Source organism: Pseudomonas sp. RGB (genome assembly GCF_007713445.1).
Classification (GTDB): domain Bacteria; phylum Pseudomonadota; class Gammaproteobacteria; order Pseudomonadales; family Pseudomonadaceae; genus Aquipseudomonas.
In genome coordinates this window covers 12,338-36,741 of record NZ_VMSH01000023.1, presented here as the reverse complement: position 1 = coordinate 36,741, position 24,404 = coordinate 12,338, and the positions used below count along the sequence as shown (strand labels likewise).

The following is a 24,404-nucleotide window of genomic DNA, read 5'->3' as shown; positions in this document are numbered from 1 at the left end:
CAGCAGTCTACCGGGCCAGGCCCTGCCCCAACATGAACGATATTCATGCAAAACCTGGGCATGCTCCAAATCGGCACAGGTTTGCTATGATTCACGCCCTCCGAAATGCCTGACCAGAGTAGTCCCATGTCCGATCGTAGCGCTCGTCTGCAAGCCCTTCACCAAGCCCTCAAGGAACGCATCCTGATCCTCGACGGTGGCATGGGCACGATGATCCAGAGCTACAAGCTTGAGGAAAACGACTACCGCGGCAAACGCTTTGCCGACTGGCCGAGTGACGTCAAGGGCAACAACGACCTGCTGGTGATCACCCGTCCGGACGTGATCGGCGGCATCGAAAAGGCCTACCTGGACGCCGGCGCCGACATTCTGGAAACCAACACCTTCAACGCCACGCGCATCTCCATGGCCGATTACGGCATGGAAGAACTGGCCTACGAATTAAACGTAGAAGGTGCGCGACTGGCGCGCAAGATCGCCGACGCCAAGACCCTGGAAAACCCCGCCAAGCCGCGCTTTGTCGCCGGCGTGCTTGGCCCGACCAGCCGTACCTGCTCGCTGTCGCCGGACGTGAACAACCCCGGCTACCGCAACGTGACCTTTGACGAGCTGGTGGAAAACTACACCGAAGCCACCAAAGGCCTGATCGAAGGCGGCGCCGACCTGATCCTGATCGAAACCATTTTCGACACCCTCAACGCCAAGGCCGCGATCTTCGCGGTGCAAGGCGTGTTCGAAGAACTGAATGTCGAACTGCCGATCATGATCTCCGGCACCATCACCGACGCCTCCGGCCGTACCCTGTCGGGCCAGACCACCGAAGCGTTCTGGAACTCCGTCAGCCACGCCAAGCCACTGTCCGTGGGCCTCAACTGCGCGCTGGGCGCCAGTGAACTGCGTCCGTACCTGGAAGAGTTGTCGAACAAGGCCAATACCCACGTTTCCGCGCACCCGAACGCCGGCCTGCCCAACGAATTCGGCGAATACGACGAGCTGCCGTCGCAAACCGCGAAGGTCATCGAAGAGTTCGCCCAGAGCGGCTTCCTCAACATCGTCGGCGGCTGCTGCGGTACCACGCCGGGCCACATTGAAGCGATCGCCAAGGCCGTGGCCGGCTACGCACCGCGCCCGATTCCGGACATTCCCAAGGCGTGCCGCCTGTCGGGCCTGGAGCCGTTCACCATTGATCGCAGCTCGTTGTTCGTCAACGTCGGCGAGCGCACCAACATCACTGGCTCCGCACGTTTTGCCCGCCTGATCCGTGAAGACAACTACACCGAAGCCCTGGAAGTCGCCCTGCAACAGGTGGAAGCCGGCGCGCAGGTGATCGACATCAACATGGACGAGGGCATGCTGGATTCGAAGAAGGCCATGGTGACCTTCCTCAACCTGATTGCCGGCGAGCCGGACATCTCTCGCGTACCGATCATGATCGACTCCTCCAAGTGGGAAGTGATCGAAGCCGGCCTCAAGTGCATCCAGGGCAAGGGCATCGTCAACTCCATCAGCATGAAGGAAGGCGTCGAGCAGTTCATTCACCACGCCAAGCTGTGCAAGCGCTATGGCGCCGCCGTGGTGGTAATGGCCTTCGACGAAGCCGGCCAGGCCGATACCGAAGCGCGCAAGAAAGAAATCTGCAAACGCTCCTACGACATCCTCGTCAATGAAGTCGGCTTCCCGCCGGAAGACATCATTTTCGACCCGAACATCTTCGCGGTCGCCACCGGTATCGAGGAGCACAACAACTACGCCGTCGACTTCATCAACGCCTGTGCCTACATCCGCGACGAGCTGCCGTACGCGCTGACCTCGGGTGGCGTGTCCAACGTGTCGTTCTCGTTCCGTGGCAACAACCCGGTGCGTGAGGCGATTCACTCGGTGTTTTTGCTGTATGCGATCCGCAATGGCCTGAGCATGGGTATCGTCAACGCCGGCCAGCTGGAGATCTACGACCAGATCCCCGCCGAGCTGCGCGATGCGGTGGAAGACGTAGTGCTCAACCGCACACCGGAAGGCACTGACGCCCTGCTGGCCATCGCCGACAAGTACAAGGGCGACGGCAGCGTCAAAGAAGCCGAGACCGAAGAATGGCGTGGCTGGGACGTCAACAAGCGCCTGGAACACGCGCTGGTCAAAGGCATCACTACGCACATCGTTGAAGACACCGAAGAATCGCGCCAGTCGTTCGCGCGCCCGATCGAAGTGATCGAAGGCCCGCTGATGTCTGGCATGAACATCGTCGGCGACCTGTTCGGCGCCGGCAAAATGTTCCTGCCCCAGGTGGTGAAGTCCGCCCGGGTGATGAAGCAGGCCGTGGCCCACTTGATTCCGTTTATCGAGCTGGAAAAAGGCGACAAGCCGGAAGCCAAGGGCAAGATCCTGATGGCCACGGTAAAAGGCGACGTACACGACATCGGCAAGAACATCGTCGGCGTGGTGCTCGGTTGCAACGGCTACGACATTGTCGACCTGGGCGTGATGGTGCCGGCGGAGAAGATCCTGCAGGTGGCCAAGGAACAGAAGTGCGACATCATTGGCTTGTCCGGCCTGATCACGCCGTCGCTGGATGAGATGGTGCACGTGGCCCGCGAGATGCAGCGCCAGGACTTCCACCTGCCGCTGATGATCGGTGGCGCCACCACCTCCAAGGCGCACACGGCGGTGAAGATCGAGCCCAAGTACAGCAACGACGCGGTGATCTACGTCACCGACGCCTCGCGCGCAGTGGGCGTGGCCACGCAATTGCTGTCCAAGGAGCTGAAGGCCGGCTTCGTCGAGAAAACCCGCCTGGAATACATCGACGTGCGCGAGCGTACGTCCAACCGCAGCGCGCGCACCGAGCGCCTGAGCTACCCGGCGGCCATCGCCAAGAAGCCGCAGTTCGACTGGAGCACCTACACCCCGGTCAAGCCGACCTTTACCGGCGCCAAGGTGCTGGACAATATCGACCTCAAGGTGCTGGCCGAGTACATCGACTGGACGCCGTTCTTTATCTCCTGGGACCTGGCCGGCAAGTTCCCGCGCATCCTCGAAGACGAAGTGGTCGGTGAAGCGGCCACCGCGCTCTACGCCGATGCCCAGGAAATGCTCAAGAAGCTGATCGACGAAAAACTCATCAGCGCTCGCGCGGTGTTCGGTTTCTGGCCGACCAACCAGGTGCAGGACGATGACCTGGAAGTCTACGGCGACGATGGCCAGCCGATTGCCAAGCTGCATCACCTGCGCCAGCAGATCATCAAGACCGACGGCAAGCCGAACTTCTCGCTGGCCGACTTCGTGGCGCCAAAAGACAGCGGCGTGACCGACTACATCGGTGGCTTTATCACCACCGCCGGTATCGGCGCCGAAGAAGTCGCCAAGGCTTACCAGGACGCCGGCGACGACTACAACTCGATCATGGTCAAGGCCCTGGCCGACCGCCTCGCCGAAGCCTGCGCCGAGTGGCTGCACCAGCAAGTGCGTAAAGAGCACTGGGGTTACGCCAAGGACGAGCAACTGGACAACGAGGCGCTGATCAAGGAGCAATACAGCGGCATCCGCCCGGCTCCCGGCTACCCGGCGTGCCCTGATCACACCGAGAAGGCCCAGCTGTTCCAATTGCTGGACCCCCAGGCGCGCGAAATGCACGCCGGGCGCAGCGGCGTGTTCCTCACCGAGCACTACGCGATGTTCCCGGCGGCGGCGGTCAGTGGCTGGTACTTCGCCCATCCGCAGGCGCAGTACTTTGCCGTGGGCAAGGTCGACAAGGACCAGGTCACGAGCTACACCGCGCGCAAAGGCCAGGACCTGGCCGTGACCGAGCGCTGGCTGGCGCCGAACCTGGGTTACGACAACTGATCGGCTAATGGCCCAGCGCGGCGATCTCCCGCGCTGACAGTGCGTTTATCAAGGCCTGGCGCTGCACCTTGTTGGCCTTCTGCAACGCCTCCATCTGCTGCAGGTACGCCGAATTCATGTCGGGGTAGCGATCCTCCAGCGCAGAGGCGCTGTCTGCCAGCGTCTGCTGCAGCCGGGCGAACGCGTCCGGGTACTGCTGTTGCAGATAATCGACCCAGTACGCGCGCGCCGTCAGTTGCTCGATGAACAGCGATGTCTGTTCGCGGGCCATGATCGTCGTATAGGCCGCCTCCAGGTCGACTGGCCGTACTCCGGAAAGACCTTCGTAAAGCATGCTTGCAGGTTGCCTGGGCAAGGCCAGGCGCCGGGCCAGGCCGATGCGGTAGGCCAGGCGTATTTCAGCCGGGTCGGTGCCCGGGTTTTCGCGGATCCGCACGCTCGCCACTGCCTCCAGCTGGTCAAGGCGGAATAACCCTCTGGACAGTTTCAGCAGGGCGCGCCCCTTGTCGGTGGGGTCGATGGCACGCAGGGCATTGAACTCATAGACTTCGACTTCCAGCGCGTTGAACAACAGCATGCGGCCATCCCCGCAGGTCACCGCAAGCCTGGAAGCACGCGCGATGCCCATCAGCCGCTCGCACAAGGCCGCATCGCCGTAGGCCGCCTCCAGCACCTGCCAAACCCGCCCGGCCAGGTCGGCGCGGTCGAGTTCGAAGTCGCGGGTATTACGCAGTTGCGCCAGTATGTTGGAGAAATCACCGCTGTCGTCACGGGCGACGACCGTGTCCCATATCGCGTGTTTTTCCGAGTCGACGGGCACGCCGTCAAACCAGCGTGCCTTTTGCACCGCTGCCGGCTCCAGCTCAGGGTGAACATCAGGTTGTTCGTCATCGGACTCGGCCCCGTACCCCGCCAGCTGATCGTCAATTTCCTCAGCGCTGAAACCCAGCCCACGCTCGGTTTCGCGTTGATACTCGCGCAGGCGGATCAACGCTTCCTCAAGCAGCAGGTTGCCGGACAAATCGGTACCGGCCATCAAGGCAGCATGTTGCGGCTCAAATGCGTCGGCAGGGATCACGGCTATCGGGTAGTTGTTCCTGAGATCGAGGCGGGTCAGCGCGGGGGCTTGCAACGCGCCGGTGGGCCATTCGGACAACCGGTTGCGACTCAGATCCAGGCTTTGCAGGCGGTCAAGACCGGTGAGGTCAAACGTGCTCAGGGCGTTGCGCCCCAGGTCCAATACTTGCAGGCGCGGCAAGCCACGCAGTTGGCTCTGCAACGGCACGTTGGCCGCCAGCGCGTTGTCGTGGATGCCCAGCTCGGTCAGGTCTGCCATCTGCGTTAAGGCCTCGGGCAGCGTGCCCATGCGGTTGCCGTTGAGCATCAGGCGGTTCAAGCGCGGGAAGGCGCGTAGAAAATCATTCGAGGCGGTGGTGAGCCGCACACCGCTCAGGTCCAGCGCCCGCACATGGTTGAAGGTGACCGGCAGCGCCGGCAGGTCGCCGAGGATCAGGCCGCTCAAGTCAAGCGCAGCGTCATTGGCGGGCGCCTGGATGCCTCGCACGTCGCTCAGCGTCTCTCGCCAGCAGGCCAGCAGCCGATCAGCGGCGCGCCGGCGATCGGTCGCGTTGACCCACTCGTTACGGTTGCGCACGGCGGGCCTGTCAATCCAGCCATTCAGCCGCTCGATCATCTGGGTGTGCTGCGCCTGCCACTGGCGCAACGCCGTTTCGATCTGCGTGGCACTCACGTCCTGCGCCAGCCATGTGTCGATTCGCTTGCCGGCCTGGGTGGCATCAAGCTGTGGATCAAGGCGTTGCAGGCGCTCGGCCGAGGTCAGTGACGCCTCGGTGTCTTTGGGCGCCAATGCCAACGGCATTATCAGGTCCGGGTGCTGCGACACTTCTACCGGGAAGAACATGGGATCGCCGCCGGTCATCCCGGCCGCCAGTACGTTGCGATCAATCCCGAACGGCCTGTCAAACATGCTCGCCATGGGTCTTCCGGCGCTGGTGCGGCGAGCAAAAGCCTGCGCCACGGCCAGCGCCGTCGGGCTCAAGCGGCAACCGCGCAGGCTGGTGCCGGCCAGCAGCACATCGTGCCCGGCCAGCACCGCGTCGGGAATGCCGGTGACAGCACTGTGGCTGAGGTCGAGGAAACCCAGGCGCGGCAGGTTCAGCACACCCTCGGGCCAGTCGACGATCGCGGTCTGCCCCAGGTTCAGCGACACCAGTTCTGTCAGCGACGTGACGCTCAGCCGGCCAACGCGGTTCATCGACAAGTCCAGCCGTCGCAGTGCTTTGAGGCGGTTCAGCCGCGTCTGGGTGGGCGTGGTGATCGTCAGTTCGTTGCCACACAGACTCAGGTCGCTCAGGTGTTCCAGCGTCTCAAGGGCCTGAGGCAGCTCGGTCAGGCGGTTGTGACTCAGATCCAGTTCGCGCAGCTGCACAAACCGGCCCACGAACCCATTCACCTGCGCCGCCGTGAGCTTTGCACCGGCCAGGATCAAACGCCGGATGTGCGGGAACAGCGTATTGCCCAGCGCCGGCAAATCGCCCGGCGCACCATATTCGCGCAAGTCCAATGTCTCTCCCATCGGCTCGCCACGGCCTCGCGACGGGCCCGCCACCGGTTCGCGGGTCGCGTACCGGGCAGCCAGCGCGTCACGCCAGCACACGCGCAGCCGGTCCGCCAGCGTCTGGCGATGGTGGGAGGGCATTTGCTCGCCCTCGACGCGCGCGCCATCGCGGCTTTGCCATTCAATCAGCGGCGCATCCCAGGCGCGATACGCCTCGTGCAGCGCCTCGACCTTATTCAGCAACGCACGGCCCGCCAGGCCGTCCTGATGGAACGCGGCGAGTGCACTGGCGGCGAAGGTCGGGACGTGCGGCACCAGCGCTTCCAGGCGCTGTTCACAGTACTGCGCGACGATGTACGGTTCGTCCACCAGATGCGCCGGATTGCCCTGCACGTAGTCAAAGGCCTGTCGGAACGCCTGCGGTTCCAGTGCCTTCCAGTTCAACCTCAAGCGGCGCCACAAACGCTCATGCCCCGTGAACAGTTCGTCGGGCAGTGCGGCGATCTGCACGCCGGTCAGGTCGGCCGACTCAAGCCCCTCAAGCGCCAGCAGCCCTGCCGGCCATTCGCGCAGGTTGCCGGCCAGCCGCAACGTACGCAAACGCGGCAGCGCACGGTAATCCAGGGCCGGAAGGCTGCCGGTCAAGTGCAACTGCTCCAGCTGGTTCATGCCTTGAAGCGCCTGGGTCAATGCCGGCGAATACTCGCCGAAAAACGTCGGCAGCTCGAGCTTGAGCTCGGTAATGCCGGTGAGCCCCGCCAGCACGTCGGCGAATGCAGCCATGTTGGCTGAATCAATGGCAATATCGAGGGCTTCGAGCGCGCCAAACTGTTCGGAAAGTGCACCTGCGGCGAGCTGTGAACTGCTGATTCGCACCTTGCGCACATGGGAAAAATCGGCAGCCCAGGTCGGCAACGGCTCGGTGCCCAACAGATTGAGTTCGAACAACGGCGCCTGCCCGCGGTACACACCGTTTCTCCAGCCGGCAATCAGCCGCTCGGCAATATCGCGCCGGGTTGGCCAGTTGGCCCCCCGCGGATAGGCAGGCACGGCGCCTTCGACCCAGGTGTCCAATGCTGCGCGCAAGCCCTCGAACTCTCTGCGTCGGTTCTCCAACAGGTGGAACACCTGCTGATCGGAATCGCCGGCAAGCAGTCGACTCCGGACGAACTGCAACGCCTGCTGATCATCCAGATTGGGATAAATATCGCGCACCCTGGCAACCAACGGCTCGTCGGCAAACCCCACCGCATCACCGCTGGCCGCATAACCCGGTTGACCGGTCGGGCTTCGTACCCGGCGACCGGCGCCGGCCTTGAGCGGCTCGCGCTTGAGGATGCGCGACATGGCCTCGCGGTGGCTGCACGCATAGTCCGCCACCTGCTTGCGCAACGCCTCAGCCGGCTCGCCCTGCAAAGACTCGCGCAGCGCATCAGGCAGCGCGTGCAGCAGCGACTCAAACAGATTGCGACCGTACCGGGGAAGGCTATTGAGTGCCCTGCCCTCGGCATCCAGCAGCCGAAAACTTTCATCCGCCTTGATCAGGTAATAACGCGTTGCGGCCTGTTCTGCGCCGATGCTGTCCACCAGCGGCCCTTTGATGCCCAGGGACCGTTCTTCGATGCGAATAGCCGTCGACCAACCGGGCAGTTGCTCGAGGCAGTGCAGCGCCAAGCGGTCACTGGCCGCAGAGGCCAGGTTTTCGCGGTACACGCCTGCCAGGGCGCGGCTCAGACTGCCCTGATGCAGGTGCACGCGAATGGCTTTGGCCAGGCGCAGAGACACCCGGCCACTGCTGCGCAGTTGGCTCAACTCAGCAGCGCTGGCACTGGCCAGTACCCGCTGCGCGGCTTCTGGCGAGAGTGACGTAAAACTGCGCTGCAGTGCGCGAGTGTCGATGTCTGGCGGCGCCCGTCGGCTCTGGAGGCTGTCGAACAGCGCCTTCTTGCGGGCCTGCGCCTGATCGGCCAGACGCTCTCTGAACACCTGCTCCTGGTCGGCGCCGGCCTGGATGTTTTCGCGGCCCAGCAAACGGCTGATTTGCTCGTCATTGAGGGCTGCCAGCACGTGCGCCGGCAATTGCCCGGTATCGACCTGCGCCTGGGTGACCTTGATCGTGGGCCTTGTGCTGCCCGGCGACGCTGCGCCAAATCGCTGGGAAGTGCCCCAGGGCTCGGGCCCGCTGAACACCTCCACCACCTCCTCGACCGGCCAGCCCGGCATGTCCACGGCCAGCGGCACCATGAACTGGCAGAGGCCCTCCACGCAGGCGCCTTCGCGGATTTGCCTGATCACCTCGTCCGCCTGGCGGTCTGCCTCGAACAGCCGGGCCATCTCCAACACCTCCGGCGGCGGCGCCTGTTGATCCATGTGCAGTTTGCGCAATTGATCATCAGTGATCCCGCAGACGTCGGCGATCTGTTCCAGTTGCGCATCGGAAAATGGCTCCATGTGCAGCCCGCAGCGGCGCAGCAATGTGCTGCGACGCCATGTCAACGGCCGCTCCAGCGTGTGCCGCCAGGCACCGTGCCCGTTGTGTTGCACAATCGGCTGATAGGCGTCGATCTCAGTCGGGTGCTTGATCCGCCATTGCTTGCGCACCGGGTCGAAGGTCTTTTCGTAAACATTGCCCTCCAGCGCAATGTAGGTTTTGCCTGCTACCGGGTATTGCCCCAACGCGTTGGGTTCAAGCCCCTTGAGCGAGACGCTGCTTTTGTAGGCCGCAAGGTCGGGATGCCACAAGCGCAGTTTGCCGAACGGCGTGACCACCCGGCTCATGCCGTTGACGAAGCGCGACGGCACAACCGGCGGCGCCCTGCCCGCCACGGCACCCAGCGCGGCCATGAACGCGACGTTCTGCATCACCGAGGCAAGATGCGCCCAGGCCTCGTCGCTGTCGCCAGCGTTCCAGGCTTCCACGCCTTGATAAACCTCATAGCCGATCTGTATGGCGGTGACGGCCATCATCACTTCGCCCAGGCCCGGCACCAAAAACGCCGCCACATTGAGGAGGTTCAAGCCCCATTCGGCCCAGTGCTTGAGGCGATTGACCCAGGCATCGTGATCGACTTGCGCGGTGGGCACCGCCAGCAACTTTGCGTTGGACCTGAGGCGTGCAAGGTGCCGTTCGTACAGATGGCCGAACACCTCGACGTTGATGAAGGTTTCTTCTGGCCGCAGGTTGACGTTGTCGTTCCAGACTTCTTCGTACATCCCGTGGGCGTAGGCCGCAGGGTTGTAATTGGGCCCTGGGGGCAGCGGGTTCGGGTTCCAGCGCGTGGTCTTCAATTGGCTTCTAAGCCGCCGAAGGAACATCTGCGCTTCATCCTGGGCCAAGAAGCCGGTAAAAAAACGCTGGTAGTCCACCGAGCGCAGGTTGAGCGCCAACTGCGCGGTGAACGCCTTGAGCGATGCGTACTCCCTGACGGGGTTACGCGGATCGCCGGGGATCCACACGATGATTCGACTGTCGCCCACCTGGGGTTTGAGCAGCTCGGCCGCCGGCAGGAAAACGTCGATGAGCGTCACCACGCCCGGCAACGGCTTGCGCGCGCTGGCGCCGATGATCAGCACCTCGCTCACCTGCGCCCCCAACAGGTTCAACTGGCTGTAAGCCACCGGCTTGCCATCCAGGCTCGGTGCGGGATGGGCATCGAGTATCGCCAGCAACGTGGCGTAGGCCGTGGGGCTGAGGGTCGAGCGCAGGCGAGCGATGTGGGCTTGTACCCGCAGCGTGTCCTTGTTTGCCTCGATCATCTGCCGGCGCACCTGCGCCGCAGTGGCTGGCGTCTCAAACACGCCGCTCAGGTGTTGCTGGTACTGCTGACCCAGGTCCAGCTCGCGGCACAGGCTGGCGAAATCTTCAGGCTTGATCGACAGCTTGTCGCGCAGGCGGTAACGCCATTTCGCAAAGGGATAACGCTCGCTTTCATCGTACGCCAGGGTGTCCAGCGACCCCGCTGGCGCCAGCGCACTGGTTTCCTGCAACGCGGTTTCATCAAACCGTTCGCCGTCTTCGAAGTTGCGCAGCGCGGCTTGCAACAGCGACTGCTGTTCGACCCGGTTGGGCGCGTGCAGGTGGAACAGCGCGGTGGTGTTGACGTCGGGTATTTGGCCGAATGTCTTGTGCAATGCCTCGGCCAGCAACGGCTCGGCAAACTCGGTGACGCCTTTGAAGTCTTTCAGCGTTGCTGCCAGGGCCTGGCTGGAGGCCTGGCGCCGGCGGCCGCTGTCGTCCAGGGCCTGGCGCAATGCTGGGCTGGCGGCGGCAAAGGCCTCGGGGTAGGCGCTCTTGAAGCGCTGCACCGGGTCGCGGGCGCGGTTGAGGGCCTCGATATCCGGCGCCGCCAGGTGTTTGATCCATCCGGGCAAACGGGTCTTGATGAAGGGAACATGAAGTGAAGGGGCAGGCATGTGAGCAGATTCCTGATGCGTCTTGAGGAAGCATCAGAAAATCATGCTGGCGGCCCCGCGAAGCGGTGCACTTTTATCGCCCGCTGCGGGGAATTGACTATGCTTGCTCAGGATCGACCGGATCCGCATGACGAGGGTTTTATGAACGACTCACCCAATAAGCCCCCTACTTTCTGGCAAATGCTGCACAGCGTGATGGCCGCAGCCTTCGGGGTGCAAAGCGGGAAGAACCGCGCGCGCGATTTTACTCACGGCAAGCCCAGCCACTTCGTGATCATGGGAATTGTGTTCACGGCAGTGTTTGCGCTGACCTTGTTCGCCATCGTCAAGCTGGTGCTGCACCTGGCAGGCGTTTGAGTGGGCTCAAGGCGTTAACAGCTTCAAGCCGAACGGGTAAACGTAACCAGCGGGTTTGCCCTGGGCCGACAATGCCCGAAAGTTCACGCCGTAGACCTGCGCCGCGTTGATGTCCAGCAGACGCTGGGCAAGGTCCGGGCCGATCAACTCAAACAGATCCAGCCTGCGCTCATTCACGCCGTTCTGGCGGATATCCAGCCCCAGCGCATCGTCATGCAGCAGCACCATCGCCCAGCCGCCAAGGGTGAAGTGCCCCGCCACCAATGCGCTCAAGCGCCCATCGAGGCGGGCCCGCAATACTTCGGGCGAACTGTTGACGGCGCTGAACAGCACCTCCTTGCCCGGCGTACGCCCAGTGGCTTGCAGCGCCTCCATCGCGCCCAGCGCCATTTCATCATTGGCCGACCACACCAGCGCGGTTTGCGGATAACGTTTGAACAGTTGTGTGGCCTGGTCGAACGCGCGCTGGCGGCTCCACTCGCCGTACACCAGCTGGCGCAAACGCACGTAGGGAAAATCAACCAGAGCCCGCTGTAAACCCTGCTCGCGCAGTTGCGCCGCCGGCGTGGTCTTGGCCCCGGAAAACGCCAGCAGATCGAGGGTTTGGCCAGGTGCGACGGGGCCATGCTGACGCAGCAGCTCTTTGAGCATCAGGTAACCGGCATCCTCATCATTGGCGATAAGACTGCCGAGCCAGTTGGGATAGCTGTGTGCATTGAGCAATTGCACCTGGTCGCTGGTCAGGGCGTTATTCACGATCAGCAGCTTGACTGGGCTGCCCTGGGCCATGCGCAGAATCTGCGGGGCGACGTATCGCTCATTCACCAGCACCAGGTAATCAGGCCGCTCGCTGCCTTGCAGCGCTTCCCGGGCCTGTGCCAGGGTGTTACGCGGGTCGCGCTCGGAATAAAGCACGCGCAAATCCAGGCCGAGGTCCTTGGCAGCGGCCTGCATGAATTGCGCGTAGTTGACCCAGAAGGTTTCCGTGGACGTGCCAGGGTTGAGAAACACCACCGACGCGGCGTGGGCCGTGGCCCCGAACGTCGATCCCAGCAACCACACACACGTAATAAAAACCTTCAACATAGTTGTCAGAACCTTGAACGTTGACGGCCATGATAGTGGCAATACGACAGTCAATCGAGGTCCAATCAACGCTGGTTTATTGGTGGCTAACCCAGAACACGGCGGTTCCAACCACCAGGATTATCAGAAACAAAATCGCCCAGGCATCAACGGTACTGTCGGGTTTACGGGCTTTGGTCGAATTGCTCATTGCATCGCCTCTTATCGGTTTTATAGGTGATTGCACTCAAACACGCTCACAGTAAAGTTGATGATTGCCCGCATGACAAATGTGGGTATCGCGATAACCCTTCTCATTAGGCATTTTGGTTATTTGCATATACTCAAACATCACTTTTGCGCATAAACGCAAACTGGTATCGTGCGCCGGCTCCGTTGGGAGTGCGCGGCCGTGCGCGCAGATTTGCCGAGAACAGGACCTATATGTACGTATACGACGAATACGATCAGCGCATCATCGAGGACCGCGTCAAGCAGTTCCGTGATCAGACCCGACGCTACCTAGCAGGTGAACTGAGCGAAGAAGAGTTCCGCCCTCTGCGCCTGCAAAATGGCCTTTATGTTCAGCGCTTTGCGCCGATGCTGCGGGTTGCCGTGCCTTATGGCCAACTGACTTCCCGTCAGACACGCATGATGGCCAAGATTGCCCGCGACTTCGACAAAGGCTACGCCCACATCAGTACCCGCCAGAACGTACAGTTCAACTGGCCGGCGCTGGAGGACGTGCCGGACATCCTGGCCGAGCTGGCCACCGTGCAGATGCACGCCATTCAGACCAGCGGTAACTGCCTGCGCAACGTGACCACCGACCAATTCGCCGGTGTGGCGGCCGATGAGCTGATCGACCCGCGTCCGTGGTGTGAAATCGTGCGTCAGTGGACCACCTTCCACCCTGAGTTCGCCTACCTGCCGCGCAAGTTCAAGATCGCCATCAATGGCTCGACCTCGGACCGCGCCGCCATCGAAGTGCACGATATCGGCCTTGAGCCGGTGCACAACGCGGCCGGCGAGCTGGGTTTCCGCGTGCTGGTCGGTGGTGGCCTGGGCCGTACGCCGGTCGTTGGCGCGTTCATCAATGAATTCCTGCCCTGGCAAGACCTGTTGAGCTACCTCGACGCCATCCTGCGGGTCTACAACCGCTACGGCCGTCGTGACAACAAATACAAGGCCCGGATCAAGATCCTGGTCAAGGCGCTGACCCCTGAGATATTCGCGCAGAAAGTCGACGCCGAAATGGAACACCTGCGCGGTGGCCAAACCACGCTGACCGAAGCCGAAGTACACCGCGTGGCCAAGCACTTCGTCGATCCTGAGTACAAGGCCCTGAGCAATCAGGACGCCGAGTTGGCTGCACTCGATCAGCAGCACCCAGGTTTCGCCCGCTGGCGCACCCGCAACACCCTGGCGCATAAAAAGCCGGGCTATGTCGCCGTGACCCTGTCGCTCAAACCCACCGGCGTTGCGCCGGGTGACATCACCGACAAGCAGCTGGACGCCGTCGCCGACCTGGCCGAGCGCTACAGCTTTGGCCAACTGCGCACCTCCCACGAGCAGAACATCATTCTCGCGGACGTTGAGCAAAGCCAGCTGTTCACCCTGTGGGGCGAGCTGCGCGAAGGCGGTTTCGCCACGCCGAACATCGGTTTGCTGACCGACATCATCTGCTGCCCGGGCGGCGATTTCTGCTCCCTGGCCAACGCCAAATCGATCCCGATTGCCGAATCGATCCAGCGCCGTTTCGACGACCTGGACTACCTGTTCGACATCGGCGAGCTGGACCTGAACATCTCCGGTTGCATGAACGCCTGTGGTCACCACCACGTCGGCCACATCGGCATCCTGGGCGTGGACAAGAAAGGCGAAGAATTCTACCAAGTGTCCCTGGGCGGCAGCGCCAGCCGCGATGCGAGCCTGGGCAAGATCCTCGGCCCGTCCTTCGCCCAGGAAGCCATGCCCGAGGTGATCGGCAAACTGATCGATGTGTACATCGAACAGCGCACCGAAGATGAGCGTTTCATCGACACCTACCAGCGCATCGGCATCGACCTGTTCAAGGAGCGCGTCTATGCAGCGAATCATTAAGAACAACGAAGTCCTCGACGAAACCTGGCACCTGCTGCCCAAGGACGCGAGCTTTGACGGCATTTCCAACTGCGACGACCTGATCGTGCCGTTGGCCCTGTGGCGCGAGCACGGCCATGCCCTCAAGGCCCGCGACGGCGGCCTGGGTGTGTGGCTGGACGCCGATGAAGAAGCCGAAGAGATCGGCGCCGACGTGGAGCACTTCCAGGTCATCGCCCTGAACTTCCCGGCCTTCACCGACGGGCGCAACTACTCCAACGCGCGCCTGCTGCGTGACCGCTACGGCTTCAAGGGCGAGCTGCGCGCGATTGGCGACGTGCTGCGCGACCAGCTGTTTTATCTGCACCGTTGCGGGTTCGACGCCTTCGCCTTGCGTGCCGACAAAGACCCGTACGAAGCGCTGGAAAGCCTCAAGGATTTCTCGGTGACGTACCAGGCAGCCACGGATGAGCCGTTGCCGCTGTTTCGTCGTCGCTAAGCGTTAGCCCATGAAAAAGCCCTGGCATGCCAGGGCTTTTTTATGTCCGCTCGGTACAGCAATGAGCGAGGCACGAGGACTGTGGGGGTTGTGGTCGTGACTGCACATGCAATGTCAACAACACAAAAGCACCACTGTGGGCGCACGATGACGCAATCTTCACACTAAAGGATGAACATCCGCCGTGATCGAACTGTCCCCTATTGATCAGCAGTTTTTAACCTCACTGACGATTGGAGTTTTTCATGGCGAAAATCAACCTGGCCCAGCAATTGGCGACCACCCTTGAACAGGCGGGCATCAAGCGCATCTGGGGCCTGACCGGCGACAGCCTCAATGGCTTGACCGACGCCTTGCGCACCATGGACAGCATCGAATGGATGCACGTGCGCCACGAAGAGGTGGCCGCGTTCGCCGCCGGTGCCGAGGCCGCCGCCACCGGCGAATTGACGGTGTGCGCCGGCAGCTGCGGGCCGGGCAACCTGCACTTGATCAATGGCCTGTTCGACTGCCATCGCAACCACGTGCCGGTGCTGGCCATTGCTGCGCAAATCCCCTCCTCCGAAATCGGCTTGAACTACTTTCAGGAAACCCATCCCCAGGAGCTGTTCAAGGAGTGCAGCCACTTTATCGAGTTGGTGACCAACCCTGCGCAGATGCCCCAAGTGCTGCACCGCGCGATGCGCTCGGCGATTCTTAACCGTGGCGTAGCGGTGGTCGTCATTCCAGGCGACGTGTCGTTGCTTGAGGTGGAAAACACCCTCAAACCTTGGCCGGCCCTGCATGCGCCGCGCACCTTGCCGGCGGAACAGGACCTGCAACGCCTCAGCGAAATCCTGCAGAGCAGCGAGAAAGTCACCTTGCTGTGCGGCAGCGGTTGCGCCGGTGCCCATGACCAGGTCGTGGCCCTGGCCGATGCCCTTGGCGCACCGGTGGTGCACGCGTTGCGCGGCAAGGAGCATGTGGAATGGGACAACCCGTTTGACGTGGGCATGACCGGCCTGATCGGGTTCAGCTCGGGTTACCACGCCATGCTCAACTGCGACACGCTGATCATGCTCGGCACCGACTTTCCCTACCGCCAGTTCTACCCCACCGACGCAAAAATCATCCAGGTCGACCGTAATCCGCAGGCGCTCGGGCGTCGGGCCACGCTGGACCTGGGCATCGCCGCCGACGTCAGCGAAACCATCAACGCGCTGCTGCCACGCTTGACGCGCAAAACCGAGCGCAGCTTTCTCGAGACTTCGCTTAAGCATTACGAAAAAGCCCGGCAAGGCCTGGACGACCTGGCGGAACCCTCGAAGGCCGACCGGCCGATCCACCCACAGTACGTCGCACGCTTGCTCAGTGAGTTGGCGGACGACGATGCCATCTTCACAGCCGACGTCGGCTCGCCCACCGTGTGGGCCGCGCGCTACCTGAAGATGAACGGCAAGCGCCGCCTGATCGGCTCGTTCAATCACGGTTCGATGGCGAATGCGATGCCTCAGGCCATCGGCGCTCAGGCAGCCTTTCCCGGACGCCAAGTGATTTCGATGTCCGGCGACGGCGGTTTCGCCATGCTGATGGGCGATTTCATCTCGTTGGCGCAACTGAAACTGCCGGTAAAAGTCATCGTGTTCGATAACTCATCACTGGGTTTCGTCGCCATGGAAATGAAAGCCGCCGGCTACCTCGACACCGGTACCGAGCTGAAAAACCCGGACTTTGCGGCCATGTCCAACGCCATGGGCATCCTGGGCATCCGCGTGGAGCAATCCGAAGACCTTGAGCCGGCCCTGCGTCGCGCCCTGGCCCATGACGGCCCGGTGCTGGTGGACGTGGTCACGGCGACGCAGGAACTGGTCATGCCGCCGAGCATCAAGCTGGAACAGGCCAAGGGTTTCAGCCTGTACATGCTCAAGGCAGTGATGAGCGGGCGTGGCGACGAAGTGATCGAGCTGGCGCGCACCAACTGGTTGCGCTGAGCTTCAGCTGCGGGGTGTTTCAGTGGCGCCGGGCAGCGCCATAGCGGAGCACCACCTGGGTGACGACCTCGACCATGCGCGGGTCGGCATCCGGCGCGCTGAACAGGCGAAACTCGGCATCGGGCAACGCGGGCAACCCGTGCTCGGCGCCGAGGACCGCCAAGCCTCGGCCCACTTGGCTTTGCGCCATCGGGGCCACGGCAAAACCGGCCGATGCCGCGGCGTGCAACGCCGCATAGCTGGCGCACTGCATGGCCGTACGCTGAGCAATTCCAGCTTGAGCAAGCCGTGACAGCGCCGCCTCGCGGTACGGACAGGGCTCGGGGAACAAGGCCAGTGGCAACGGCGTCGGCAATGCCGCCAGCGGTTGCATAGACCAGGCCCACACCAACGGTTCGCGCCATAACGCCAGGCCCGGCTCGCTGGACTCGCACAACGAACCCACCACCACATCCAGCTCGCCCTGTTTCATCAAACTCAGCAACGAACCGGGAATGCCCACCTGCACGCTGATATGCAGGCCAGGGTACTGCGCGGCAACGTCCTGCAGCTCCCGCAGCAAACGCGCCTCTGCGAACTCCTCCGACACACCTACGCGAAGGCTTCCTTCAAACGCCGAACGCGTCAGTTCTGCCCAGGCATCACGATGCAGCGCCAGGATGCCGCGCGCGTAGGCGATCAATCGCTGACCATCCGGCGTCAGCTGTTGGGAACGCGTGGTGCGCGTCAGCAGCGGCTTGCCGACCTGTTCTTCGAGGCGGCGCAAATGCCCGCTGACGGCCGATTGCGTCAGGTGCAGGCGCTCACCGGCGCGGCTGAAGCCGCCTTCGTCCACGACCGCGACGAAGGTCTTGAGCAGCAAGGCATCAAACATATTCTGATAGGTGATCAATAGACGATGGAAATACGATTTATATTTCATCGAGCGCTATGTTGCAATGTTCAGGTCATCATTCCCGAGGCCTGTCATGACCACTCTTCTGCACATTGAATGCTCGCCGCGCAAACAGCGCTCTGCGTCGCTGGAAATCGCCCGACAATTCATCGCGCGTTATCAGCACAACGCCCCGGACACCCGCGTGGTGACGCTGGACCTTTGGGCTCTGGACCTGCCGGAGTTCGATGGCCCGATCATGGAGGCCAAATATGCCGGCCTCAGCGGCACAGCATTGACCGAGGAACAGGCGGCAGCCTGGGACGCGCTGAGATCGCTGGCGACCCAGCTGCATCAGGCCGACTTGCTGGTGTTCTCGGTGCCGCTGTGGAATTTCGCGCTGCCCTACAAGCTCAAGCACTTTATCGACGTGGTTTCGCAGAAGGGCGTGCTGTTCGAGTTCAGCCCGGAGCATGGCTTGCGCGGGTTGCTGCATGACAAAACGGCGGTGAATGTGTATGCGCGGGGCATGGATTTTTCAGCGCCTGACGCACAGGCGATGGACTTTCAGAAACCGTACATGGAGGCCTGGCTCGGGTTTATCGGCGTGACCGATGTGCACTCACTGTTTGTGGAAAAAACCATCTTGGGGCCGGAAGTGGATCAGGCGTCTCGCCAGGCAGCCACCGAGCAGGCCCTGGCGCTGGCAGACCGCCTCGCTTGACCACGGGGCGGCGGCAGGCGCCAGCTTGCCGGCGAAGGCGATGTGATTGGCAGCGCCAGGCGTGAGGGCCAATCGCCGGCAGGCAGGTTCCTACACAGGCAGACGCATCAGGCGGACTGCTTTTCTACCCACTTGCCGTAGGCGTCGATAAACGCCTGCAGGAACGGCCTGGTCTTTTCCGAGAGTTTTCCTGCGTCATCAAACACGCTGCCCGCGCCCCCCAGGTACGCTTCCGGTTGCTGCATGCACGGCACATCAAGGAATACCAGCGACTGGCGCAGGTGATGGTTGGCGCCAAAGCCGCCAATCGCTCCGGGCGACACACTGATGACCGCCCCCGGCTTGCCGCCCCAGACACTTTGCCCGTAAGGACGAGACCCTACGTCAATGGCATTCTTCAACGGTGCGGGCACGGAACGGTTGTATTCGGGCGTCACAAACAACACCGCGTCGGATGAGCGTACTTGCTGACGGAAACTACTGTAGGCTGCGGGCGGCGATGCTCCCTCGAGGTCTTCGTTGTAGAGCGGCAAATCGCCAATTTCCACAATGTTCAATTTGAGAGTGGCAGGGGCCAGATCGGCCAGGGCCAGGGCGACCTTGCGGTTGATCGAGTCTTTTCTCAAGCTGCCAACCAGGACGGCAATCGTGTAGACCTTGCTCATGGAGGTTTTCCCGACGTTTGACTAAGGAGCTTGCAGTTATAAAGTCTTCGCGGCAGGTTCACCAGAAGGTTTTGATAATTCCGCAGACGTTTGCCGAGCAGTGACTTGCGTAGGAAGACTCTGAAAATATCAGCGAATAGTATTTTTTTTCCATAGGTAAACTACCCCGCTCCATGACGGTCTACAGAACCGCAAATCGAGTGTTTATCTCCAGAGGTTCTAAACAGATGGCTGCAGTACTTGTCGGACAGTTCCATGCCAGAGACGCGGAAGGACGCGTGTATTCGGTGCATGAGTTCCAGGAATCCAACCCGGTGCAAGGCGACCTGGCTGGCTCGGCGCCTACCACTACCTACAAGCTGGCCATTGGCGATCGTGTAGAGAAACTGGAAGGCGATGAATTCAAATTGATCCAGTCGGGGACCATCATCGTCCGCGAATCGCAAACGACCCTCGCGTCATAAGATCTCGGCTTATCGACCTGCTCAGTCCTGGCCATTGATGGCATTGACTGGGCTAGGTGATCACGGCCGGCGTAGCTGGGTCACTTCAACGCCCTGCTCGCCCTCCACCTGCTTGAGCGTCACCATCAAACGCCCCCGCTCGCCCTCAACCGCATACAGCGAACGCTTGTAGCCCGGCGCGCCGTTAGCGGGATAGGCCACCACCTGCCTGATCAACACGACCTCCAGCACCGCCCCCACCTGCGCATCCACCTGTTCCTGGGAACGGATAAACGCCTCGAGTGCGCGACTTTCCGGCGTGTGTTCATCGTGATTATCGAAGAGATAAGCAGCCACGCACCCCACGGTCACCAGCACCAGGAGTTGCTTGGCCGTTACCCCGAAGAAACGTGAGGGAATAGGCATTCGAGACCAGACCTGTTTTTGTTGTATTGGTCGTTATTGATCAGCGCAGCCATTCTAATCAGGTCGATGACTAATGCCAGATGAATCAGTTGTCGCCGTAGGTAATGTCCTTGTTATCGCCGACCCCGCCCAGCGTGCGGTCCTTGCCGAACGAAAACAGGTCGAACGCCGTGTTGGGCTGCGTCGCCGGGTAGTGGTACTGATAGGCAACGCCCCACGGGTCGGTTAACAACTCGTCACTGACGTAGGGCCCTTTCCACTTGGCGTCCTGCGCAGGTGGCGTGGTCAACGCCTCCAGACCTTCCTCATCGGTGGGGTAGCGACCCGTGTCTTGGTGAAACTGTTCGACCGCCTTGCCCAGCTCGGCCACCTGGGCCTTGGCCGTCGCGATCTCTGCCAGCGTCACATCACCAAACAAGCGCGGCCCCACCGCCAGGGCCAGCAAGCCAATGATGACCAGTACCACCAGCACTGCCCAGCGTGTAAAACCTTGCTGGGGTTGCGGTTTGCCTGTGACTGCGGTGTATCCGGGCATTGGAAGGGCTCCCTGTTGAACCTCGGTTGATACGCTCTTTATATGACCCGCTCGTTGCAGCGCACGCAAGGTGAACGTTAGACGACTCGCATCAAGGCCCGCGCTGTTTTTTTCCCAGCCATTGAATCCCCGCCCCACTGACCCTAGACTCCGGCGATGCGTTTACGTCATATCGAAGTGATTCAGGCCATCTTGCAGACCGGACACCTCGGCACGGCCGCCGAGTGGTTGCAACTCCCCGTGGGCGATGTAGACGCAACGCTCAAGGATGCCGAGCAGCAACTGGGCTTCATGCTGTTTGCCAGTGTGCGCGGGCGTTTGCAAGCGACGCGCGAAACACTCGAACTGCAGGCACACATCAGTCACCTCTATGAGGCGCTGGAGCCGGTGCAACGCCTGGCCAGCCGCTTGAAACTCCATCACGCTCCGGCCTTGCGCGCGCTGTGCACCCCACCGCTGGCCAATCAGCTGTTGCCGCAAAGCATCGCCGTACTGCGCCGGCGCTTCCAGGACACGCCGTGCAACCTGTCGAGCCAGCCGACCCGCGAGATCGTCAGAAGCCTGCTGCTGCACGAAGCCGATGTGGGCCTGAGCCTGCATGACCCGCAACATCCGCAAATCCAGAGCAGCGTGTTGGCCGAGGGCAAGCTGCAATTGCTCGCCCCCCATGGCTGGCTGAAACCCAAACAAAAGTACATCGCCTTGCAGGACCTGGCCGGGCAATCGCTGATCGGGCTTGAAGGGCATGACCCGTTGAGCCGCTTGCTGGACGCCAAGCTGCAGGCCCTGCGCCCGCTGCCGGTGGTGCAGACGCGGGTGCAGACCTACCAGATGATGCGCAGCATGGTGGAAGCCGGCGAAGGCCTGGCGATTGTCGACCCGTTCACCGCGTCCGGTGCACGCGAGGCTGGCCTGGATGCATGCCCGGTGTCGCCGCCGATCATGGTCAGCTTGTACGCGCTGACTCTCAAGGACGCGGAGACGTCACCGGCACTCAATGCGTTGCTGGACATTGTCACGCAGAAGGCCGATAGCCTGCTGGCGAGTTAAACCTGTTCGAGCTCGGTCTTGAACAACCGGTACCAGAAAATCGCCACTTCACGGGTCTGCGGATCGATGCCGCGATAACGCAGCTGATCAATCCCGCCCATGACATAGCCGCAACGCTCATACAGACGACAGGCGCCGAGGTTGTTGTTCTGGGTTTCCAGCATCATGCCCGGCAGGTTTTTCTTGCGACTCCAGAACTGCGCCACGTCCAGCAAGGCCTTGGCCACCCCATGACGGCGCGCAGGCAAGGCCACCGCCAGTTCGTCGACGTGGGCAAAACCGTTCCAATTGGTGCTGACCACGATATGCCCCACCGCACGGTCATCCAGGTACGCCATGAAGATCGCGCTGTCAGGCGCATCGCGAAAACTGGCGAACTCTTCCGGGTCGATGCCATAACACTTGCGGTACGGCAGGATGCGCTCAACGGCCCACTGGTCGACACGTTTGCCCATCTCCGGCACGCCGTAGGCACTGACCTCAAAACTGAAATCATTGCCCCACACGTAGGCATCAAAACCTTCGTCGGCGACCCGTACGCTGAGCCCCGGGTACTTCGGGTTCATTACAGCTTGCATAAACATCCTTTACCCTTTGATGCAATCGACGGTGTAACAACGACCACCGCCGTCGTCTTCGTGTTGCAACCCATGAACATCGGCGACAAAACCGGGAAAACTGCTATCGAACGTCCTCGCGAACGCCAGGTAGTCAATGATCGATCGTGTCGACTCGGTAAAGCGCTCACCCGGCATGATCAACGGAATGCCCGGCGGATAAGGCACCAGCATCACGGCTGCGATGCGACCTGGCAAGGCGTCAATCGACACCGCCTCCACTTCACCCCGGACCAACTGGTCGTAGGCGTCAGCCGGTTTCATCGCGATTTGCGGCAACACCGTGTACATGCGCTTGAGGTGTTTGGCCGTGGCATTGCTGCGATAACAGCCGTGCAACTGGTCACACAGGTCGCGCAAACCGAGGTTCTGATAGCGTGCCGGCCCTTGTTTAAACACCGAGGGCAAGCAACTGGCCAGGCTGACATTGGCGTCGTAATTGCGCTTGAATTCCAGCAGTTCGGTGAGCAAGGTACTCCATTTGCCTTTGGTGATGCCCATGGAAAACAGCACAAGGAAGGAATACAGGCCGGTTTTTTCCACCACCAACCCGCGCTCCCAGAGGAACTTGCTGACCACTGCGGCGGGAATCCCGCAGTCGCTCAAGGCGCCGCCGGCGTTCAGGCCGGGCATCACCAGGGTCACTTTGATCGGGTCAAGCAACACATAGTCTTCGGCCACATCGCCAAATCCGTGCCAGTCATCCTGCGGATGCAACAGCCAGTCCGCGGTGACAACCCGATCGATACCCGCCACCGATGGCGGTTGCCAGATAGAGAACCACCAGTCCTCGGCAGCGATGTGCTGGCGCAGGTTGGCCAGGGCGCGCCGAAAACTCAACGCCTCATCAAACATTTCCTGCAGCAGTGAGCGCCCGGCGGGGCCTTCCATCATCGCCGAGGCCACGTCCAGCGACGCGATGATGCTGTACTGCGGCGAGGTGGAGATATGCATCATGAACGCTTCGTTGAAACGATCACGGTCCAGCTGCCGCGCGCCGCCGTCCTGCACATGAATCATCGAGGCCTGGCTGAAGGCCGCCAGCAGCTTATGGGTTGAGTGCGTGGTAAACACCAGAGGGCTGTCGGGCGTGCGTGAAGTGCCCATGCCGTAACGCCCGGCAAAGAACTCGTGAAACGCCGCGTAGGCGTACCAGGCCTCGTCAAAATGCAACACCTCGACACTGTTGCCCAATTGTTGCTTGATCAGCTCGGCGTTGTAGCACAGGCCGTCATAGGTGGAGTTGGTGACCACCGCCATCTTCACTTTCGGTGGCCGGCCACGCGTCAGAGGGCTGGCTGCAATTTTGGCGCGGATCGACTCGGGGCTGAACTCGCTCAAGGGGATCGGGCCGATGATCCCCAGTTCGTTGCGTTCCGGGCACAGGTACAGCGGGATCGCACCGGTCATGATGATCGAGTGCAGCACCGACTTGTGGCAGTTGCGGTCCACCAGCACCAGGTCGTCACGGCCGACCATGGAGTGCCAGACGATCTTGTTGGCCGTGGAGGTGCCGTTGATCACAAAGAACGTATGATCGGCGCCAAAGTTACGCGCGGCGCGGGCTTCGGCTTCGGCCAAGGGGCCGGTGTGATCGAGCAGCGAGCCGAGTTCCGGCACCGACACAGACAAGTCCGAACGCAGTGTGTTTTCGCCGAAGAACTGATGAAACGCCTGCCCCACCGGGCTTTTACGATACGCCACGCCGCCGCCATGGCCGGGCGTGTGCCAGGAGTAATTGGAGTCAGCGGTGTGTTGCACCAGGGCTTTGAAGAAAGGCGGCAGCAAGCCATCCAGGTAAGTGCGCGCCGCGCGAGCCACTTGTCGCGCCAGAAACGGCACGGTGTCTTCAAACAGATAAAGAATGCCGCGCAACTGGTTGAGCTCACTCATGGCATCGGCGGGCGCGTTTTCCAGAGTGACTTGCTCGCCCAGCGCAAAGATCGGCAGGTTGGGCGCACGCACCCGCGCCAGGCGGATCAGTTCGACCATGTTTTGCAGCAAGTGGGTATTTTCCCCGGCACCTTCGGCGGCAATCAACATACACGCCAACCCGTGATGGGTAGAAGCCACCAGGCGGCCCTCGGCGTAATCCACTGCAGAAAAAATACTGAAGCCTTCTTGTTCCAGCTCGTGGGCGATGCCTCGAACCCGGTCACCGGCAACGGTGTCGGCCTTGATATCACGGTGCACAATCAGAACAGGAAACTTCAGGTCTTTGTACATGAGTGCGGGCAGTCCCCAGGGCTATGTACTCAGGGTAGAAGCT

The 24,404-nt window shown here is 61.7% G+C and carries 16 protein-coding genes; 8 read left to right on the top strand and 8 right to left on the bottom strand.

What is annotated here, in order from left to right:
* Positions 1-126: 126 nt before the first annotated feature.
* Positions 127-3,837: a methionine synthase gene (gene metH, locus FPT15_RS27820; RefSeq protein WP_145165981.1), complete on the top strand. Its 3,711-nt coding sequence runs from the start codon at positions 127-129 to the stop codon at positions 3,835-3,837.
* Positions 3,838-3,841: 4 nt separating this feature from the next.
* On the opposite strand, the gene FPT15_RS27815 is transcribed toward metH, so the two are convergent.
* Positions 3,842-10,828, bottom strand: coding sequence for an NEL-type E3 ubiquitin ligase domain-containing protein (locus FPT15_RS27815; protein ID WP_145165980.1), 6,987 nt, complete (start codon positions 10,826-10,828; stop codon positions 3,842-3,844).
* A 141-nt stretch (positions 10,829-10,969) separates the two neighbouring features.
* Here FPT15_RS27815 and FPT15_RS27810 point away from each other — a divergent pair, with 141 nt between their 5' ends.
* Entirely contained in the window at positions 10,970-11,185 is a 216-nt protein-coding gene (locus FPT15_RS27810; RefSeq protein ID WP_145165989.1) for a DUF2970 domain-containing protein, read from the top strand.
* A gap of 6 nt (positions 11,186-11,191) precedes the next feature.
* On the opposite strand, the gene FPT15_RS27805 is transcribed toward FPT15_RS27810, so the two are convergent.
* Positions 11,192-12,271 (bottom strand): ABC transporter substrate-binding protein, encoded by a 1,080-nt coding sequence (locus tag FPT15_RS27805; RefSeq protein WP_145165979.1) that lies wholly within the window; start codon positions 12,269-12,271, stop codon positions 11,192-11,194.
* Positions 12,272-12,694: 423 nt separating this feature from the next.
* On the opposite strand from FPT15_RS27805, the gene FPT15_RS27800 reads away from it, so the two are divergent.
* The 3 genes from FPT15_RS27800 (at position 12,695) to poxB (ending at position 16,801) form a co-directional block, all read left to right on the top strand.
* The gene (locus FPT15_RS27800) at positions 12,695-14,353 is read left to right on the top strand and encodes a nitrite/sulfite reductase (protein ID WP_145165978.1); all 1,659 of its coding nucleotides are present in this window, start codon (positions 12,695-12,697) and stop codon (positions 14,351-14,353) included.
* Complete coding sequence (locus tag FPT15_RS27795) at positions 14,337-14,831, top strand: DUF934 domain-containing protein (RefSeq protein ID WP_145165977.1); 495 nt, start codon at positions 14,337-14,339, stop codon at positions 14,829-14,831. The genes FPT15_RS27800 and FPT15_RS27795 overlap by 17 nt, the downstream gene beginning before the upstream one ends.
* A gap of 245 nt (positions 14,832-15,076) precedes the next feature.
* Positions 15,077-16,801 (top strand): ubiquinone-dependent pyruvate dehydrogenase, encoded by a 1,725-nt coding sequence (gene poxB, locus FPT15_RS27790; protein ID WP_145165976.1) that lies wholly within the window; start codon positions 15,077-15,079, stop codon positions 16,799-16,801.
* A gap of 19 nt (positions 16,802-16,820) precedes the next feature.
* On the opposite strand, the gene FPT15_RS27785 is transcribed toward poxB, so the two are convergent.
* Entirely contained in the window at positions 16,821-17,675 is an 855-nt protein-coding gene (locus FPT15_RS27785) for a LysR family transcriptional regulator (protein ID WP_145165988.1), read from the bottom strand.
* A 94-nt stretch (positions 17,676-17,769) separates the two neighbouring features.
* Between FPT15_RS27785 and FPT15_RS27780 the strand changes: the two genes are divergently transcribed.
* Positions 17,770-18,399, top strand: coding sequence for an FMN-dependent NADH-azoreductase (locus tag FPT15_RS27780; protein ID WP_145165975.1), 630 nt, complete (start codon positions 17,770-17,772; stop codon positions 18,397-18,399).
* Positions 18,400-18,506: 107 nt separating this feature from the next.
* Here the strand turns inward: FPT15_RS27780 and FPT15_RS27775 are convergent, their stop codons facing one another.
* Entirely contained in the window at positions 18,507-19,064 is a 558-nt protein-coding gene (locus FPT15_RS27775) for an NADPH-dependent FMN reductase (protein ID WP_145165974.1), read from the bottom strand.
* 227 nt (positions 19,065-19,291) lie between these two features.
* Here FPT15_RS27775 and FPT15_RS27770 point away from each other — a divergent pair, with 227 nt between their 5' ends.
* Entirely contained in the window at positions 19,292-19,528 is a 237-nt protein-coding gene (locus FPT15_RS27770) for a hypothetical protein (RefSeq protein ID WP_106578721.1), read from the top strand.
* A gap of 60 nt (positions 19,529-19,588) precedes the next feature.
* Here the strand turns inward: FPT15_RS27770 and FPT15_RS27765 are convergent, their stop codons facing one another.
* The gene (locus FPT15_RS27765; protein WP_145165973.1) at positions 19,589-19,933 is read right to left on the bottom strand and encodes a hypothetical protein; all 345 of its coding nucleotides are present in this window, start codon (positions 19,931-19,933) and stop codon (positions 19,589-19,591) included.
* Positions 19,934-20,018: 85 nt separating this feature from the next.
* A complete protein-coding gene (gene gspG / locus FPT15_RS27760) occupies positions 20,019-20,468 on the bottom strand; it encodes a type II secretion system major pseudopilin GspG (protein WP_145165972.1) in 450 nt (149 codons plus the stop codon).
* Between the two features lie 156 nt (positions 20,469-20,624).
* On the opposite strand from gspG, the gene FPT15_RS27755 reads away from it, so the two are divergent.
* Entirely contained in the window at positions 20,625-21,518 is an 894-nt protein-coding gene (locus FPT15_RS27755; RefSeq protein ID WP_145165971.1) for a LysR substrate-binding domain-containing protein, read from the top strand.
* On the opposite strand, the gene FPT15_RS27750 is transcribed toward FPT15_RS27755, so the two are convergent.
* A complete protein-coding gene (locus tag FPT15_RS27750; RefSeq protein ID WP_119741603.1) occupies positions 21,515-22,096 on the bottom strand; it encodes a GNAT family N-acetyltransferase in 582 nt (193 codons plus the stop codon). The genes FPT15_RS27755 and FPT15_RS27750 overlap by 4 nt on opposite strands.
* A 9-nt stretch (positions 22,097-22,105) precedes the next feature.
* Positions 22,106-24,361, bottom strand: coding sequence for an Orn/Lys/Arg decarboxylase N-terminal domain-containing protein (locus tag FPT15_RS27745; RefSeq protein WP_145165970.1), 2,256 nt, complete (start codon positions 24,359-24,361; stop codon positions 22,106-22,108).
* Positions 24,362-24,404: the final 43 nt, after the last annotated feature.

What these genes read in the sequence shown, in the direction of transcription:
- FPT15_RS27770 (WP_106578721.1), top strand. Translation starts at nt 19,292, where the DNA reads ATGGCTGCAGTACTTGTCGGACAGTTCCATGCCAGAGACGCGGAAGGA.
- FPT15_RS27805 (WP_145165979.1), bottom strand. Translation starts at nt 12,271, where the DNA reads ATGTTGAAGGTTTTTATTACGTGTGTGTGGTTGCTGGGATCGACGTTC.
- FPT15_RS27750 (WP_119741603.1), bottom strand. Translation starts at nt 22,096, where the DNA reads ATGCAAGCTGTAATGAACCCGAAGTACCCGGGGCTCAGCGTACGGGTC.
- FPT15_RS27745 (WP_145165970.1), bottom strand. Translation starts at nt 24,361, where the DNA reads ATGTACAAAGACCTGAAGTTTCCTGTTCTGATTGTGCACCGTGATATC.
- FPT15_RS27775 (WP_145165974.1), bottom strand. Translation starts at nt 19,064, where the DNA reads ATGAGCAAGGTCTACACGATTGCCGTCCTGGTTGGCAGCTTGAGAAAA.
- FPT15_RS27800 (WP_145165978.1), top strand. Translation starts at nt 12,695, where the DNA reads ATGTACGTATACGACGAATACGATCAGCGCATCATCGAGGACCGCGTC.
- FPT15_RS27785 (WP_145165988.1), bottom strand. Translation starts at nt 17,675, where the DNA reads ATGTTTGATGCCTTGCTGCTCAAGACCTTCGTCGCGGTCGTGGACGAA.
- gspG (WP_145165972.1), bottom strand. Translation starts at nt 20,468, where the DNA reads ATGCCCGGATACACCGCAGTCACAGGCAAACCGCAACCCCAGCAAGGT.
- FPT15_RS27765 (WP_145165973.1), bottom strand. Translation starts at nt 19,933, where the DNA reads ATGCCTATTCCCTCACGTTTCTTCGGGGTAACGGCCAAGCAACTCCTG.
- FPT15_RS27810 (WP_145165989.1), top strand. Translation starts at nt 10,970, where the DNA reads ATGAACGACTCACCCAATAAGCCCCCTACTTTCTGGCAAATGCTGCAC.
- FPT15_RS27795 (WP_145165977.1), top strand. Translation starts at nt 14,337, where the DNA reads ATGCAGCGAATCATTAAGAACAACGAAGTCCTCGACGAAACCTGGCAC.
- poxB (WP_145165976.1), top strand. Translation starts at nt 15,077, where the DNA reads ATGGCGAAAATCAACCTGGCCCAGCAATTGGCGACCACCCTTGAACAG.
- FPT15_RS27755 (WP_145165971.1), top strand. Translation starts at nt 20,625, where the DNA reads ATGCGTTTACGTCATATCGAAGTGATTCAGGCCATCTTGCAGACCGGA.
- FPT15_RS27780 (WP_145165975.1), top strand. Translation starts at nt 17,770, where the DNA reads ATGACCACTCTTCTGCACATTGAATGCTCGCCGCGCAAACAGCGCTCT.
- FPT15_RS27815 (WP_145165980.1), bottom strand. Translation starts at nt 10,828, where the DNA reads ATGCCTGCCCCTTCACTTCATGTTCCCTTCATCAAGACCCGTTTGCCC.
- metH (WP_145165981.1), top strand. Translation starts at nt 127, where the DNA reads ATGTCCGATCGTAGCGCTCGTCTGCAAGCCCTTCACCAAGCCCTCAAG.